A 14,088-nucleotide genomic window follows, 5' to 3' on the forward strand; every position below is an offset into this window, starting at 1 on the left:
CGCCGGCAGGGGGCGGCCCGAACCTCACCTCAGCGCGAGCGCGACCGCCAGGTCGTCGAGGAACCGCCGCTCGGCGTTGCTGACCTGCTCGCCGCCCAGCCCCAGCAGGCCCCCGGTGCGGGAGGCCCCACAGACGCGCGCGGCCACCGACTGGACCCACTGGCGGTACGCCGCGGAGTCGGCCGGATCGGCCCGCGCGCCGAGTACGGCGGTCGCCCGCCGGCACGCCGCCAGCACCTCGGCCAGCCCTGCCGCCCGGTCGGTGAACTCCTCCGCCGCGGGCCGGTCGTCGTCGGCCTCGGAGTAGATGGCGGAGACCACCGCGCGGACCAGGTCACTGTCGAACGCCCGCCCCGCCGCGATCGCGTCCAGCCCGGCCAGGCCCTCGGCGACGGTGCGCCGCGGGCCGTCCGGCTCGGCGGAGGTTGCGGCCACGATCACTCGCGCGGGCAGGTGGGTCAGCAGCTCCCACTCGCCCGGCGCGAACGCCATCGCGGCGACCTGGCCGGCGGCGCCAACGGACGTGGCATCGGTAGAAGTCGGTTCTCCGGAAGCGGACTGGCTCGGCATGGCCACCTCCCGGGGTCAGCATATGCCCGATATGGCGGTCATGCGCGGCTTGCCAAAGCCGGCCTGCGTGTCGGCGTTTCAGCCCTGAGTTTCGGGGAAGCTGGGCCGCTCCGGGTCGCCACCGGCGAGCACCGCCGCGGCGGTGTACTCCTTCTTGGGCACCATTACCCGCCGCCGGAACACGCACACGAGCGTGCCGTCCTGCTTGTACCCCTTCGTCTCCACCGAGACCACGCCCCGGTCGGACTTCGATGTGGACTCGCGCTTGTCCAGCACGGTGGTCTCGCCGTAGATCGTGTCGCCGTGGAACGTGGGCGCGACGTGGCGCAGGGACTCGACCTCGAGGTTGGCGATGGCCTTGCCGCTCACGTCGGCCACCGACATGCCGAGCAGCAGGGAGTAGATGTAGTTGCCGACCACCACGTTGCGCTTGAAGTGCGTGGACGTCTCGGCGTAGTGAGCGTCCATGTGGAGCGGGTGGTGGTTCATGGTGAGCAGGCAGAACAGGTGGTCGTCGTACTCCGTGACGGTCTTGCCCGGCCAGTGCCGGTAGACCGCGCCGACCTCGAACTCCTCGTAGTACCGGCCGAACTGCATCCATGCCCTCCCTCGATCAACAGCTAGGGCAAGGATGCCTTATCGATGGTTAAGCCAAGAGGCGAGGGGGAGATCGGAAAACTGACCCCGGACGCAATGAGCGGCGGGGCCCTCCCCGGCACCCGCCGCCCACGCTTGATGAGTTGATTTTGCCGTGCAACTCGCACTGGAGAAAGGTTTCAGGGCGAGACAGAGGTCACAGTTATCCTTTCGTTACATTACAGTAAGTAGGAGTCGATCGAGCTGTGACCTACCGTTACCGACCCGCGAGTCCCGTATCGGCCTGCATGTTCGATACTTTCCCGGTTACGGCTTTGTAAACTCATGGAATCGCTCCCATTACTTCCTGTGACGAGCCGATCATCGCTAATGGTCACTGTCTCGATGCTCGCCGTAGGGTCTCGGAAGGAGCACCTGGTGAAGCCCACCACGCCGTGCGGCGTGTCCGGTTCGTCGGGAATGATGGGCGGGACCGTTAGGTTTCAGTACGCGTAGGCGACATCCCCGTGATCGGAGAGATCAAATGGCGACCGTTGAGCTGACCACGGCGAACTTCGACGAGGTGACCAGCAAGGACGGCACCGTGCTGGTCGACTTCTGGGCCAGCTGGTGTGGGCCGTGTGTGCGGTTCGCGCCGGTGTACGAGCGCTCGTCGGAGAAGCACCAGGACATCGTGTTCGGCAAGGTCGACACCGAGGCGCAGCAGGAGCTGGCCGCCAAGTTCGACATCCGGTCGATTCCGACCATCATGGCCATCCGCGACGGCGTGATCGTCTTCGCCCAGCCTGGCGCGCTGCCCGAGTCGGCGCTGGAGTCGCTGATCGAGCAGGTGCAGGCGCTCGACATGGACGACGTCCGCAAGAAGCTCGCCGCGCACAACCACTGACAAAGCACCGCTCTCGCATCGCAGAGGGCGCCTCTCGCCGTTGAGAGGCGCCCTTGCTCATGCGATGTGGTGTGGTGTTGCCAGGTCGGTGGCTCAGGCGACGTGCTCCCGGTACGCGGCGATCGTGGCGGCCAGGATCTCCGCACCGGGGCGGGCCCACAGGTCGGCGTGGAAGACCTCCACCTCGACCGGCCCGGTGTAGCCGGCGGCGTCGACGGCCGCACGGAAGCGACGCAGCTCGACGCAGCCCTCGCCGGGCAGCGCGCGCCCGAGCAGCACGCCCTCGGGCAGCGGCGTGATCCAGTCGGCGGCCTGGAAGCAGGCGATGCGCCCCTCCCGGCCGGCCCGCGCGATCTGCGCCCACACCGCGTCGTCCCACCACAGGTGATAGGTGTCGACGACCACGCCGACAGCCTCCGCCGGATACGGCGCCGCCAGGTCGAGCGCCTGGCCGAGGCTGGAGACGACGCACCGGTCCGAGGCGAACATGGGGTGCAGCGGCTCGATCGCCAGCTGTACGCCCGCCTCGACCGCGGCCGGCACCAGGCGCCCCACCGCGTCGCCCACGTGCCGCCGGGCCGCGTCGATGTCGCGGCTACCGGGCGGCAGCCCGCCGGAGACCAGCACCAGCACGGGCGCACCGAGCACGCGCGCCTCTTCGATGGCGCGACGATTCTCCTCGTACCACTCGGGTTTGCTGAAGAAGCCCCCGCGGCACAGCGACGTGACCTCGATGCCGGCGTCTTTCACGAGCGCCGCGGTCTTCTCCAGGCCGAAGTCGGCGACCTGCTCGCGCCACAGCCCCACGCGCGTCACGCCGGCGTCGACGCAGCCGGCGACCAGGTCGGGGATCGCCCACCGGTTGGCGGTCGCCTGGTTGAACGAGAACCGGTCGCTCACAGCTCAGGAATCTCGATGCGACGGCCCTCGCGGGCGGACTGGAGGCCCAGCTCGGCCAGTTGTACGCCGCGGGCGCCGGCCCACAGGTCCCAGGTGTACTCCGTCTCCTCGGTCACGTGCCGCAGGAAGAGCTCCCACTGCGCCTTGAAGCCGTTGTCGAACTCCTCGTTGTCCGGCACGACCTGCCACTGGCTGCGGAAGTCTTCGGTGGCGGGCAGGTCAGGGTTCCACACCGGCTTGGGCGTGGTGGACCGGTGCTGGATGCGGCAGTTGCGCAGGCCGGCGACGGCGCTCCCCTCGGTGCCGTCGACCTGGAACTCCACCAGCTCGTCGCGGTAGACCCGCACAGCCCACGAGGAGTTGATCTGCGCGACGATGCCGCCCTCGATCTCGAAGATGCCGTAGGCCGCGTCGTCGGCGGTCGCGTCGTACGCCTCGCCGGCCTCGTCCCACCGCCGGTCGATGTGGGTCGTGACGTGCGCGGTGACCGCGTTGACCCGGCCGAAGACCTGCTCCAGCACGTAGTGCCAGTGCGGGAACATGTCCACTGTGATCCCACCGCCGTCGGCGGCCCGGTAGTTCCACGAGGGACGCTGGGCGGCCTGCCAGTCGCCCTCGAAGACCCAGTAGCCGAACTCGCCGCGTACCGACAGGATGCGGCCGAAAAAGCCCCCCTCGACCAGGCGGGCCAGCTTGCGCAGGCCGGGCAGGAAGAGCTTGTCCTGCACCACGCCGTGCTTGATGCCCGCGGCGTCGGCGAGGCGGGCCAGGTCGATGGCGGTGGCGAGGTCTTCGGCGATCGGCTTCTCGGTGTAGATGTGCTTGCCTGCGTCGATCGCGGCACGCAGCGCCTTCTCCCGCTGGGCGGTCACCTGCGCGTCGAAGTAGATCTCGACGTCGGGGCGGGCCAGCGCGCTCGTCAGGTCGGTGGTCCACTCGGTGAGCCCGTGACGGTCGGCGATCTCGCGGAGCTTGGTCTCGCTGCGCCCTACCAGCACCGGCTCCGGCCACAGCCGGGTGCCGTCGCGCAGCGCCAGGCCGCCCTGCTCACGAATCGCGAGCAGCGAGCGCACCAGGTGCTGCCGATATCCCATCCGCCCGGTCACGCCGTTGAGCGCGATGCCGATCGTCCTGCGGGCCATGCGAGGGTCCAATCGTTTCGAGGTAAGCGCTTTCCTCGATCACGGTACTGGCCTCCGCTGTTGCGCTGCAAGGCCTTTCCTCAATATGGGCGGGGCCACGGTATTCTCATTCCGCAAATGGACGTGGGGGGTCACGAGGTCCGCACCGACGAGGACGGACCGCACCGGCTTTCCGGGCCGCACGCGAGCGAGGCGAGCGCCACGGGCAGAGGCCGGGCGCGCTGCTCCGCCGCAGGTCATGTGCGCGTAGGTGGAGGTTGCGATGGCGACGCTGGCCGATGTCGCGCGGCGTGCGGGCGTATCGCCGGCCACCGCGTCCCGGATCATCAACGGCAGTTCGAAGCCGGTCACCGACGCCCTGCGCGAGCGGGTCCTCGCCGCCGTCGAGGAGTTGCAGTACGTGCCGAACGCGCACGCCCAGCTCCTGGCCCGCTCCCACCGCACCGCGATCGGCGTGATCGTGCACGACGTCTCCGACCCGTACTTCGCGGAGATCACTCGCGGGCTCCAGCGGGTCGCCACCACGCACGGGCGGCTCGTCATCATCTGCAACAGCTACCGTGACCCGGTCAAGGAGCTGGAGTACGTCGAGCTGCTCCGGGCCCACCAGGTCGCCGCGATCGTGCTGGCCGGCTCGGGCTACCACGACGAAGACTTCACCAAGGCGCTCGACGGCAAGCTGCGCGTGTACGAGAGCACCGGCGGGCGGGTCGCCGTCATCGGTCGCCACGAGCACGCCGGCGACGCGGTGGTGCCCGACAACGAGATGGGCGGCTACCTGCTCGCCAGCCACCTCTACGAGCTGGGCCACGAGCGGATCGGCGTGATCGCCGGCCCCAAGCCGCTCACCACCACGACCGACCGGCTGGCCGGGTTCCGGCGGGCGACCCGGGAGCACGGCCACAAACTGCCCGCGCGCCGCATCGCGTACGCCGACTTCGACCGCACCAGCGGAGCCGAGGCGGCCGCCGCCCTCCTCGACGCCGAGCCCGACCTCACCGCGTTCGCGGCGCTCAACGACTCGATGGCGATCGGCGTGCTGTCGCTGCTCCGCTCCCGTGACATCGCGGTGCCGGAGCGGGTCAGCGTGATCGGCTTCGACGACATGCCGATCGCCCGCGACGTGACGCCCGCGCTCACCACCGTGCGGCTGCCGCTGGTCGACATGGGCGCCCGCGCGATGACGCTGGCGCTCGAGCCGGGCGAGACGGTCGCGCCCCGGATCGAGCAGGTCGGTGCCGAGCTGGTGCTCCGCGACAGCACCGGCGCGCCGCCCGCGTAGTGCTTGCACTCTTCTCGTACGCATGTTCGAATATGCTGCATGCGCTGGGACAACCTGTCGGCTCCCCCCGACGGTGGAGTCCCAGACGGGCCGGCGCCAGCGGCTCCACCCCTGCCGCTGGCGCTGCCCGGCGCGGTGGCGCGCACGTTCGACACTCCGGGCTTCGCCGGCATGACCTTCTACGAGGTGCGCGCCAAGAGCATCATCAATCGCGTGCCGGGTTCGTCCCGCATGGCCTTCACCTGGACGATCAACCCTTACCGCGGTTGCAGCCACGCGTGCAGCTACTGCTTCGCCCGGGGCACGCACACCTATCTCGACCTCGACGCGGGGCGTGACTTCGACACCAAGGTCGTGGTGAAGATCAACGCGGGCGAGCTGGTGCGGCGCGAGCTGGCCGCGCCCCGGTGGCGGGGCGAGCACGTCGCGATGGGCACCAACGTCGACCCCTACCAGCGCGCCGAGGGGCGCTACCGGCTGATGCCGCAGATCCTCTCGGCGCTGCGCGACTTCGCCAATCCGTTCTCGATCCTCACCAAGGGCACGCTGATCCTGCGCGACCTCCCGCCGCTGCGGCAGGCGGCCGAGGTGACCCAGGTGGGCGTCGCGATGTCGGTCGGCTTCGTCGACGAGCGGATGTGGCGGTCGGTCGAGTCGGGCACGCCCAGCCCGCGACGCCGGCTCGACACGGTGCGCGCCCTCACCGACGCCGGCTTCCGGGTCAGCGTGCTGATGGCGCCGATCCTGCCCGGCCTCACCGACACCGACGACGCGATCGAGGCGACCGTCGCGGCCATCGCGGCCTCCGGCGCCAGCGGCATCACGCCGATCCCGCTGCACCTGCGCCCCGGCGCCCGGGAGTGGTACGCGTCGTGGCTCACCCGCGAGTTTCCGGCGCTGGCCCCGCACTACCGCCGGCTCTACGGGCGCGGTTCCTACCTGCCGAAGGAGTACCAGCGCGAGGTGACCGCCCGGGTCCGCATGGCCGCGCGCCGGCACGGGCTCGACCGCGCCGAGCCGGGCGAGGCCCGCCAGCCCGAGACGCCGGAGCCGCTCCGGGTCGAGCCGGAGCAGCTGACCCTCCTCTAGGGCGTGTCTGGTGGATCTTTGCGGGGCTGCGGCGGGCCCAGACGGCGCCCGGCGGCACCGGACGAAAGGCCACATACAACACCGGTATGCGACCTTCCGCCCGGCACCACCGGACCGCCGCCTGGACCTCGCCTCGCACCCACAAGATCCACCAGACACGCCCTAGGGATTTCGTGAGGTAGTGGCGACACGAGCGCAGGAAGTACGCGGTCGCCAGCGAGCTGCGCCAGCGCGCCCGCGGGCGCCGGAAGCCGTGATCGAAACCGAGCTATCGTCGGACCGTGCGAAGCGCTCAGCAGATCCTGGCGGAGTCAGCGGTCATCGCGGTCGTCGGCGCCTCCCGCGACCCCGAGAAGCCGGCCCACACAGTGCCGCTCCAGATGCAGCGTCACGGCTGGCGGATCATCCCGGTCAACCCGTACGCGGATGAGCTGTTCGGCGAGCGGGTCTATCGATCACTCGCCGACATCCCGGAGAAGGTCGACCTCGTCGACGTGTTCCGCCCGGCCGAGGACGCGGTCGAGGTGGTACGCGAGGCGGTGGCGATCGGGGCGCCGGCGGTGTGGCTCCAGCTCGACATCGTTTCCCCCGAGGCGCGGCGCATCGCCACCGAGGCGGGAATCGACTACGTGGAAGACCGCTGCCTCGCCGTCGAGCGGGCGGTTGGCAAGCTCACCCGCCGCCCCGCGTGACGCCGTCGCACAAAACCGGGCTCGCGCTGGACGAGAGGTTTTCCTACCCTGCGTAGCATGACCGTCCCGGCCACCCCCTCCCCCGGCCCGGAGCTCTTGTGACCCGCCATGTCCGGGAGGATCTGACCACCAGCGTGAGCAACGTCCAGGCGACGGCGTTGCTCCTGGGCCTCGGCGCGTTCGCGCTGCGCGTGGTGGTCGAGTTCGGTATCGAGCCGATGTCGTGGCGGCTCAGCTTCGTGCCCGCGTTCGCGGTCTACGCGGCCGGCGCGGTGACGGCGCTGGCCGTACCCTTGCTGGCTTTTGCCCGCCTCTGTCCCCGGCCGCGACCGGCCCCACGGACGCTGCTGTTCGGCGATCGCGGCCGCCCCGCGTTCGTCACGCCGACTTCGCCGTGGATGGTGGGCCCGTTCGTCATCATGCTGATGTTTCTGGCCGGCAACGGTCTCGCGACCGAGCGTGCGCCCGACGGCGAGGTGAGCATCTCCGCCGCCGGCTGGGCCCAGACACTGGTGACGGTGGCGATCATCTTCACGGTGGCGGGCTGGACGCTCTTCCGCGGGCCGCGGGTCGAGCTGCGGCCGGGCGGCCTGCTGGTGCGGAGCGTACGCACGCATCTGGTGCGCTGGGAGTCGGTGCTCGCGAGCGGGCCGCCGGCGCCGATGGAAAAGCCGCGCCAGATCTCGCTTCTGGTGCGCCGCCAGCCGCCCGACTACGGGGCGTACGTGGTGCGCATCCTGCACCGCTGGCTCGCGGTGGACGCCGCCTTCCTCGCCAGCGCGATCCGTTACTACGTCGACAATCCGGAGCACCGCGCGGAGATCGGCACGCGCGGCGAACTCGACCGCCTCACCGCCGCGCTCGACATCTAGGGCCCTCACAGCCGAGGCGGCGTCCGGTGCCCGCCGGTCGTCGTCCGGGCCCGCCGCGGGACGGCCATTGCCCTTGCGAAACAGCTCTTGGGCCGCTTCCCGCGATGCACGGCAGTATCGGGCCCCAACGGTGCCGTCAAACCGTGTAAAACTCTTCAGGTGTCGTACCCGCCACTCGACGAGCCGTCGCAGCAGCGGCGGGCGTCCGTCTACGGGCGGGCCAACCAGGCGACCGCGCACTACCGCCCACTCCGCAAGGGGCGGCCGCGCAACGATCCCTCGGCTGCCGCCCAGACCAACCAGACGGCGAAGACGGCCAACCGGCGGCGCTTCGTGCTCTTCGCGGTGGCGCTGCTGGTGGCGATCGCGTTCGGCACGGCGCTCTTCGGCGTGGTGTTCGCCGCACCGGCACCGATGGCGAATCCGCCACGCCAGCCCGTGGCGCCCGAACCGGCCGTCCAGCCGCTGCCGCCAACGGGCAGGGGATCGCCGGCCGAGCAGGCGCCACCACCACCTCCACCGCCGCCGACCAAGGGCCGGGCCGCCACGACCGGCGGCGACCCCTCGCCGCGCAAGTCGCCCACGCCAGGGCCCGTGCCGGGCGAGGGCGGCGACGCCGACCCGACCACCACGCCTCCGGCAGGGGGCACCTTCACGTACCAGAACTGCAACAAGGCATGGCGAGCGTCCGCGGCGCCGCTCTACCCCGGCGATCCGGGCTATTCAGCCAAGCTCGACAAGGACGGCAACGGCATCGCCTGCGACGAGAAACCGGAGAAGTGACGGGCTCGGCGGGGCCGATCCTAGGCGCGGTACTCCTTGAGGAGGCCCCGCGAGATGATGGTTTTCTGGATTTCTGAGGTGCCTTCGCCGATCAGGAGGAACGGCGCTTCGCGCATGAGGCGCTCGATCTCGTACTCCTTGGAGTAGCCGTAGCCGCCGTGTATGCGGAATGACTCCTGCACCACCTCGGCGCAGTATTCGGAGGCGAGCAGCTTGGCCATGCCGGCCTCGACGTCGTTGCGGGCGCCGGAGTCCTTCAGACGAGCGGCGTTGACCATCAGCGCGTGCGCGGCCTCGATCTTCGTGCCCATCTCGGCGAGTTTGAACGCGATCGCTTGGTGGCCGGTCAGTGGTGTGCCGAAGGTCTGGCGTTGTTGGGCGTACGCGATGGCAAGTTCGAAGGCGCGGATGGAGATGCCGCAGGCGCGGGCGGCGACGTTGACGCGGCCGACCTCGATGCCGTCCATCATCTGGTAGAAGCCGCGCCCCACGCCGGCCTCGCCACCGAGCACAGTGGACGCTGGTACGCGCATGTTGTCGAGGATCATCTCGGTGGTCTCGACGCCTTTGTACCCCATTTTTTCGATCTTGCCGGGGATGGTGAGGCCGGGCGCGGTTTCGCCGATGCCGGGCTGTTTTTCCAGGAGGAAGGTGGTCATGTTGGCGTAGACGGAGTCGGCGCCGGTGTCGGTCTTGACCAGTGTGGCCACGACGGAGGAGTAGGCGCCGTTGGTCAGCCACATCTTCTGTCCGTTGAGGACGTAGTCGGTGCCGTCGCGGACGCCTTTGGAGCGGATGGCGGCCACGTCGGAGCCGCAGCCGGGTTCTGACATGGAGAACGCGCCGCGTGCCTCGCCGCTGGCCATGCGAGGTAGCAGGCTGGCCTTCTGCTCGGCGGTGCCGTATTGCGAGATCAGGTACGCCACGATGAAGTGCGTGTTGACGATCCCGGAGATCGACATCCAGCCACGGGACAGTTCCTCGACCACGAGGGCGTAGGTGAGCAGCGACTGGCCGAGCCCGCCGTGTTCCTCGGCGATCGTGAGCCCGAAGAGCCCCATCTCGCGCATGCCGTCGACGATGTCGGCCGGATATTCGTCGGCGTGCTCCAGCCGCTGCGCGTGCGGGATGATTTCCTTGTCGGCGAACTCCCGCACGGTCTCCAGGATCGAGCGCTGGATGTCGGTCAGACCGGGCGTCTGAGCGAGGCGGGCCATGCGTGCCTCCAAGGTCGCGCACATTACCAGCAGGTAACTAAATGTTCGCTCAGTATGCTCCCATGGCCGGTCGCATGGTACGTGTGTGAAAAGGTTCACCGGGCCTAGTAGCGTGCCGGGGGACAAGGAGGCAATCAGAAATGACCGACCCGTACCAGCCGCAGCAGCCGTACGACCCCAACCAGCCGCAGCAGCCGTACTCGGACCCGTACGGTCAGCCGCAGCCCGGGTCGCCGGCCGCGCCGTACGGCAGCCAGCCCGGTTCGCCCGCCGCGCCGTACAGTGGTCAGCCCTACACCGGCCAGCCCTACACGGGGCAGGAGTACGGAAGCCAGCAGCCCTACGGCGGGCAGTACAGCACGCCGCAGTACGGCGCGCAGGGCTACGGCGCGCCACAGTACCCCGCCGGCGGCTACCCCCCGCCCCAGTCGGGCAGCACGAACGTGATGGCGATCCTGTCGCTGGTCTTCGCGTTCGTCTTCGCCCCGGTCGGCATCGTGCTCGGCCACCTGGCGAAGAAGCAGATCAAGGAGCGGGGCGAGCAGGGCGGCGGTCTGGCCACCGCCGGCCTCGTGCTCAGCTACATCTTCACGAGCCTGACGCTGCTCTTCTGCTGCATCGGTGTGATCGGCGCCATCGCCAGCAGCGGCTCCGGCTCCTCCTACTGAACGCGGGCGGGGCGCAGTCGGAGCGGCCTACCGAAACTGCGCCTCCCGCACGCTGTTACCGCCGTCGACCACGAGCATCTGCCCGGTGATGTACGACGCCGCCGGTGAGCAGAGGAACGTGATCGCTGCGGCCACCTCGTCGGGCGTGCCCGGGCGGCCGATCGGCGTACCAAGGCCCTGCTTGAGCTCGGCCACAGTGGACGCCGCGGTGTAGATCGTGCCCGGCGCGACCGCGTTGACCGTCACGCCGTCGGCGACCATCTCCATCGCCAGCGCGCGGGTGAGCCCGACGACGCCGGCCTTCGCCGCCGCGTACGCCGCCTCGGTGGGGAGCGCGTTGATCGGACCCGCGGTGGCGGCGAGGTTGACGATGCGTCCCCAGCCGCGCTCGGCCATGCCGCCGATGAACGCCCGGCTACACAGGAACGCCGTGGTCAGGTTGCGGTCGATCTCCGCCCGCCACTCGTCGAACGTGAGCTGCGCGACCGGCCGCAGCACCTCGGGGCTGGTGCGGCTCGCCAGACCGGCGTTGTTGACCAGCACCTCCACGTCGCCAAGCTGCTCGGCGATCGCGTCGGCCAGCGCGCCGACCTCGGACTCGTCGGTCAGGTCAGCCACGAATCCGGTGGCGCCCAGCTCCGACGCGCGCTCGTGGATGCGGCGCGTGGTGGACACGATCGCCACGCGGGCGCCAAGGTCGACCAGGCGCCGGGCGGTCGCGTATCCGATGCCGTCCGCGCTGCCGGCGCCGGTGACCAGCGCCACTCGACCGTCGAGGCGGAGCGTGCCGTAGTCGGGCGCGGAGGTGGTCGCGTCGTCGTCCATGCCCGCGATCCTGCCCGGTCGGCCCAGCATGGGCAACGGCCGGGGGTCACCAACGGGTGGCTGCCGAACGCTACCCTGGCGGCCACCCCCTACGACGGAGATCGTTATGACGCAGCAGCCCGGCAACTGGAGCGATCCTTCCTGGCCGTCTCAGGCCGGCCAGCAGGATCCGGGCTACCCGGTGAGCGGCCAGCCGATCCCGCAGGGTTATGCCGCACCGATGTACCCGGGATACCCGTACCCGCCCTCGCCGCCCACCAACGGGCTGGCGATCGCGGCGCTGGTCTGCTCGCTCGCCGGCCTCGCCACCTGCATCAGCGCGCCCGTGGGCGCGATCCTCGGCCACGTCGCCCGGCGGCAGATCCGCGAGCGCGGCGAAGGTGGCGACGGCCTGGCGCTGGCCGGCATCATCGTCGGCTGGATCCTCACCGGCCTGCTGCTCCTGTTGCTCGCCTTCTACGTGGTGATCATCGTGATCGCGATCAACAGCGAGACCGGCAGCTCCACCTACTGAGGCTCAGCCCTCCGGCGGAGTGAAGGTGCTGGTGCGGGTCATGCCGGCGGCTCGCCCCTTGGCCGCGACCACGAGGGCCATCTTCCGCGACGCCTCGTCGATCATCTCGTCACCGAGCATCGCCGCGCCCAGCTTCCCGCCCGCTTCCGAGGTGTAGTACTCGTACGCGTCCAGGATCAACTCCGCGTGGTCGTAGTCATCCTGAGCCGGCGAGTACACCTCGTTGGCCACCTCGATCTGCCCCGGATGCAACACCCACTTGCCATCGAAACCCAACGCCGCCGACCGCTGCGCCACCTCCCGGAACCCATCCACATCCCGGATCTGCAGGAACGGCCCATCGATCGCCTGCTTGTCATGCATCCGCGCGGCCATCAGCAACCGCATCAAAATGTAGTGATACGGATCCCCCGGATACTGCGGCATCAACCCACCGACCACCAGCGACCGCATGTTGATACTCGCCATGAAATCCGCCGGCCCGAAGATGATCGTCTCGACCCGAGGCGAAGCCGCCGCGATCGCGTCCACATTCACCAGACCCGCCGCGTTCTCGATCTGCGCCTCGATCCCGATCCGCCCAACCTCCAAGCCCAGCGACTTCTCGATCTGGGTCAACGTGAGATCCAGCCACTGCACATGCGACGCCGACTGCACCTTCGGCAACATCACACAGTCGAGGTTGGCACCAGCACCCTCGACCACCTCGACCACATCCCGATACGTCCACGACGTCGTCAGGTCGTTGACCCGCACCGCCCGCGTCTTACCACCCCAGTCACCCTCGTTGAGCGCCGCCACGACGTTCTTACGCGCGTCCGGCTTGGCCAACGGCGCCACCGCATCCTCAAGATCCAGAAACACCTGGTCAGCCGGCAGCCCGCGCGCCTTCTCCAGCATCTTCAGGCTCGACCCCGGCACCGCCAGGCAGGAGCGGCGCGGACGTCCAAGAGCGACCATCGATTGGCTCCTTAGCGATCGGTAAGGCGCAGACCACGAAACGGTAACCTCGGGCGCCGACCGCCGAGAACCAACCTGTGGAAGATCTCACTGGCGAGGTCAGACCATCGGTTCCGGCGGCCGGCGGAGCGCCCGCGTGCTACCGAGTACGACCACCGCCACGCCCGCCACCAGCAGCGCCAGCCCAGGTAGCGACGCGGCGCGCGGCACCTGCCCCAGCCAGAGCCAGGCGATCAGCGCCGCGCCGGGCACCTCCAGCAGGATCAACATGCTGACGGTGGTCGCGGAGACCCTGCGCAGCGCGTAGTTGAACATCGAGTGCCCCAGCAGTTGTGCGCCGACCACGAGGCCGACGATGGCCAGCCAGGTGGTGTGCGCGTACCCGCCCAGCCGCACCCCGGCCACCAGGCACACCACGAGCAGCCCGGCAGCGCAGACCGAGTAGCAGACCAGCGTGTACGTGGTGGTGCTGAGCGACACGCGGGCCCGCTCGCCGAACGCGGTGTACACCGCGCCCGCCATCGCGCCGACCAGTGCCAGTACGTCGCCGAGGAGGGCCCGGCCGGACGTGCCGAAGTCGGCGCCGGTCGCCAGTACGGCACCGGCGACCGCGATGCCGATGCCGACCCACATCACCGGGCGCAGGCGGCGCCCCTGGCCGAGCGCGAGCAGACCCTGCCACACCGGCTGCGTGGCGACCAGCGCGGTCGCGGTGGCCACCGAGGTGAGCTGGGCGCTCGGCATCCAGGTGCCGAAGTGGACGGCGAGGGCAACACCGGCCAGCACGCTGTACCGGGCCTCGGTGCGGCGGTCACCGGCCACCATCGCCCGCAGCTCGCCGCGACGGTGTACGAGCGCGGCCGGAGCGAGCACTCCAGCCGCGAGGAAGTTGCGCCAGAACGCGATGGCCAGGGCGGGGGCGGACGCGTACGCGATCAGGGGCGCCGAGGACGAAACGGACATCACCGCCAGCCCGATCGCCGCCAGCGTCAGGAGATCCGGGCGGTGATGCACGGTGATTTATCCTCACACGTAACTTCTTGCAGTTAATTCCTTACTAACAGTTGCCGGCTTTTCTGCTGCCGTGATCC

At 69.8% G+C, this 14,088-nt stretch carries 16 protein-coding genes; 8 read left to right on the plus strand and 8 right to left on the minus strand.

All coding sequences use genetic code 11. From position 1 onward, the window contains the following. Positions 1-24: 24 nt before the first annotated feature. On the minus strand, positions 25-570 hold the full coding sequence (locus ACFFIA_RS11245; protein WP_377249488.1) for a hypothetical protein: 546 nt from the start codon (positions 568-570) through the stop codon (positions 25-27). Positions 571-648: 78 nt separating this feature from the next. Next, the gene (locus tag ACFFIA_RS11250) at positions 649-1,167 is read right to left on the minus strand and encodes a MaoC family dehydratase (protein ID WP_377249490.1); all 519 of its coding nucleotides are present in this window, start codon (positions 1,165-1,167) and stop codon (positions 649-651) included. 523 nt (positions 1,168-1,690) lie between these two features. Here ACFFIA_RS11250 and trxA point away from each other — a divergent pair. Continuing rightward, positions 1,691-2,053 carry a thioredoxin gene (gene trxA / locus ACFFIA_RS11255; protein ID WP_377249492.1) on the plus strand — a complete coding sequence of 121 codons (363 nt, stop codon included), beginning with the start codon at positions 1,691-1,693 and terminating at the stop codon, positions 2,051-2,053. A gap of 93 nt (positions 2,054-2,146) precedes the next feature. Here the strand turns inward: trxA and ACFFIA_RS11260 are convergent, their stop codons facing one another. Then, the gene (locus tag ACFFIA_RS11260; protein ID WP_377249494.1) at positions 2,147-2,953 is read right to left on the minus strand and encodes a sugar phosphate isomerase/epimerase family protein; all 807 of its coding nucleotides are present in this window, start codon (positions 2,951-2,953) and stop codon (positions 2,147-2,149) included. Further along, positions 2,950-4,095 (minus strand): Gfo/Idh/MocA family protein, encoded by a 1,146-nt coding sequence (locus tag ACFFIA_RS11265; RefSeq protein WP_377249496.1) that lies wholly within the window; start codon positions 4,093-4,095, stop codon positions 2,950-2,952. The genes ACFFIA_RS11260 and ACFFIA_RS11265 overlap by 4 nt, the downstream gene beginning before the upstream one ends. Positions 4,096-4,357: 262 nt before the next feature. Between ACFFIA_RS11265 and ACFFIA_RS11270 the strand changes: the two genes are divergently transcribed. From ACFFIA_RS11270 to ACFFIA_RS11290, 5 genes are all read left to right on the plus strand, one after another. Further along, entirely contained in the window at positions 4,358-5,377 is a 1,020-nt protein-coding gene (locus ACFFIA_RS11270; protein ID WP_377249498.1) for a LacI family DNA-binding transcriptional regulator, read from the plus strand. A 39-nt stretch (positions 5,378-5,416) separates the two neighbouring features. Beyond that, positions 5,417-6,466: an Rv2578c family radical SAM protein gene (locus ACFFIA_RS11275; protein WP_377249500.1), complete on the plus strand. Its 1,050-nt coding sequence runs from the start codon at positions 5,417-5,419 to the stop codon at positions 6,464-6,466. A gap of 281 nt (positions 6,467-6,747) precedes the next feature. Beyond that, complete coding sequence (locus ACFFIA_RS11280) at positions 6,748-7,158, plus strand: CoA-binding protein (RefSeq protein ID WP_377249502.1); 411 nt, start codon at positions 6,748-6,750, stop codon at positions 7,156-7,158. A 98-nt stretch (positions 7,159-7,256) separates the two neighbouring features. After that, entirely contained in the window at positions 7,257-8,030 is a 774-nt protein-coding gene (locus tag ACFFIA_RS11285; RefSeq protein WP_377249504.1) for a hypothetical protein, read from the plus strand. Between the two features lie 159 nt (positions 8,031-8,189). Beyond that, positions 8,190-8,813: an excalibur calcium-binding domain-containing protein gene (locus ACFFIA_RS11290; protein WP_377249506.1), complete on the plus strand. Its 624-nt coding sequence runs from the start codon at positions 8,190-8,192 to the stop codon at positions 8,811-8,813. Between the two features lie 20 nt (positions 8,814-8,833). On the opposite strand, the gene ACFFIA_RS11295 is transcribed toward ACFFIA_RS11290, so the two are convergent. Continuing rightward, positions 8,834-10,030 (minus strand): acyl-CoA dehydrogenase family protein, encoded by a 1,197-nt coding sequence (locus tag ACFFIA_RS11295; protein WP_377249508.1) that lies wholly within the window; start codon positions 10,028-10,030, stop codon positions 8,834-8,836. Positions 10,031-10,170: 140 nt separating this feature from the next. Between ACFFIA_RS11295 and ACFFIA_RS11300 the strand changes: the two genes are divergently transcribed. After that, on the plus strand, positions 10,171-10,698 hold the full coding sequence (locus tag ACFFIA_RS11300) for a DUF4190 domain-containing protein (RefSeq protein ID WP_377249510.1): 528 nt from the start codon (positions 10,171-10,173) through the stop codon (positions 10,696-10,698). 27 nt (positions 10,699-10,725) lie between these two features. Here the strand turns inward: ACFFIA_RS11300 and ACFFIA_RS11305 are convergent, their stop codons facing one another. Then, positions 10,726-11,523 (minus strand): SDR family NAD(P)-dependent oxidoreductase, encoded by a 798-nt coding sequence (locus tag ACFFIA_RS11305; protein ID WP_377249512.1) that lies wholly within the window; start codon positions 11,521-11,523, stop codon positions 10,726-10,728. Positions 11,524-11,629: 106 nt separating this feature from the next. Between ACFFIA_RS11305 and ACFFIA_RS11310 the strand changes: the two genes are divergently transcribed. Then, positions 11,630-12,037: a DUF4190 domain-containing protein gene (locus ACFFIA_RS11310; RefSeq protein ID WP_377249514.1), complete on the plus strand. Its 408-nt coding sequence runs from the start codon at positions 11,630-11,632 to the stop codon at positions 12,035-12,037. 3 nt (positions 12,038-12,040) lie between these two features. Here ACFFIA_RS11310 and ACFFIA_RS11315 read toward each other — a convergent pair whose 3' ends face one another. Together ACFFIA_RS11315 and ACFFIA_RS11320 are read right to left on the minus strand one after the other, a co-directional pair. Then, positions 12,041-12,997, minus strand: a complete 957-nt coding sequence (locus tag ACFFIA_RS11315; protein ID WP_377249516.1) for an HpcH/HpaI aldolase/citrate lyase family protein — start codon at positions 12,995-12,997, stop codon at positions 12,041-12,043. A 99-nt stretch (positions 12,998-13,096) separates the two neighbouring features. After that, on the minus strand, positions 13,097-13,960 hold the full coding sequence (locus ACFFIA_RS11320) for a DMT family transporter (protein ID WP_377249749.1): 864 nt from the start codon (positions 13,958-13,960) through the stop codon (positions 13,097-13,099). Positions 13,961-14,088: the final 128 nt, after the last annotated feature.

The sequence above is a fragment of the Phytohabitans kaempferiae genome (genome assembly GCF_042433955.1).
GTDB lineage: Bacteria > Actinomycetota > Actinomycetes > Mycobacteriales > Micromonosporaceae > Phytohabitans > Phytohabitans kaempferiae.

Excerpts from the sequence above, each read along its gene's own strand:
- ACFFIA_RS11245 (WP_377249488.1), bottom strand. The coding sequence starts at position 570 with ATGCCGAGCCAGTCCGCTTCCGGAGAACCGACTTCTACCGATGCCACG.
- ACFFIA_RS11250 (WP_377249490.1), bottom strand. The coding sequence starts at position 1,167 with ATGCAGTTCGGCCGGTACTACGAGGAGTTCGAGGTCGGCGCGGTCTAC.
- trxA (WP_377249492.1), top strand. The coding sequence starts at position 1,691 with ATGGCGACCGTTGAGCTGACCACGGCGAACTTCGACGAGGTGACCAGC.
- ACFFIA_RS11265 (WP_377249496.1), bottom strand. The coding sequence starts at position 4,095 with ATGGCCCGCAGGACGATCGGCATCGCGCTCAACGGCGTGACCGGGCGG.
- ACFFIA_RS11270 (WP_377249498.1), top strand. The coding sequence starts at position 4,358 with ATGGCGACGCTGGCCGATGTCGCGCGGCGTGCGGGCGTATCGCCGGCC.
- ACFFIA_RS11275 (WP_377249500.1), top strand. The coding sequence starts at position 5,417 with ATGCGCTGGGACAACCTGTCGGCTCCCCCCGACGGTGGAGTCCCAGAC.
- ACFFIA_RS11295 (WP_377249508.1), bottom strand. The coding sequence starts at position 10,030 with ATGGCCCGCCTCGCTCAGACGCCCGGTCTGACCGACATCCAGCGCTCG.
- ACFFIA_RS11300 (WP_377249510.1), top strand. The coding sequence starts at position 10,171 with ATGACCGACCCGTACCAGCCGCAGCAGCCGTACGACCCCAACCAGCCG.
- ACFFIA_RS11305 (WP_377249512.1), bottom strand. The coding sequence starts at position 11,523 with ATGGACGACGACGCGACCACCTCCGCGCCCGACTACGGCACGCTCCGC.
- ACFFIA_RS11310 (WP_377249514.1), top strand. The coding sequence starts at position 11,630 with ATGACGCAGCAGCCCGGCAACTGGAGCGATCCTTCCTGGCCGTCTCAG.
- ACFFIA_RS11315 (WP_377249516.1), bottom strand. The coding sequence starts at position 12,997 with ATGGTCGCTCTTGGACGTCCGCGCCGCTCCTGCCTGGCGGTGCCGGGG.
- ACFFIA_RS11320 (WP_377249749.1), bottom strand. The coding sequence starts at position 13,960 with ATGTCCGTTTCGTCCTCGGCGCCCCTGATCGCGTACGCGTCCGCCCCC.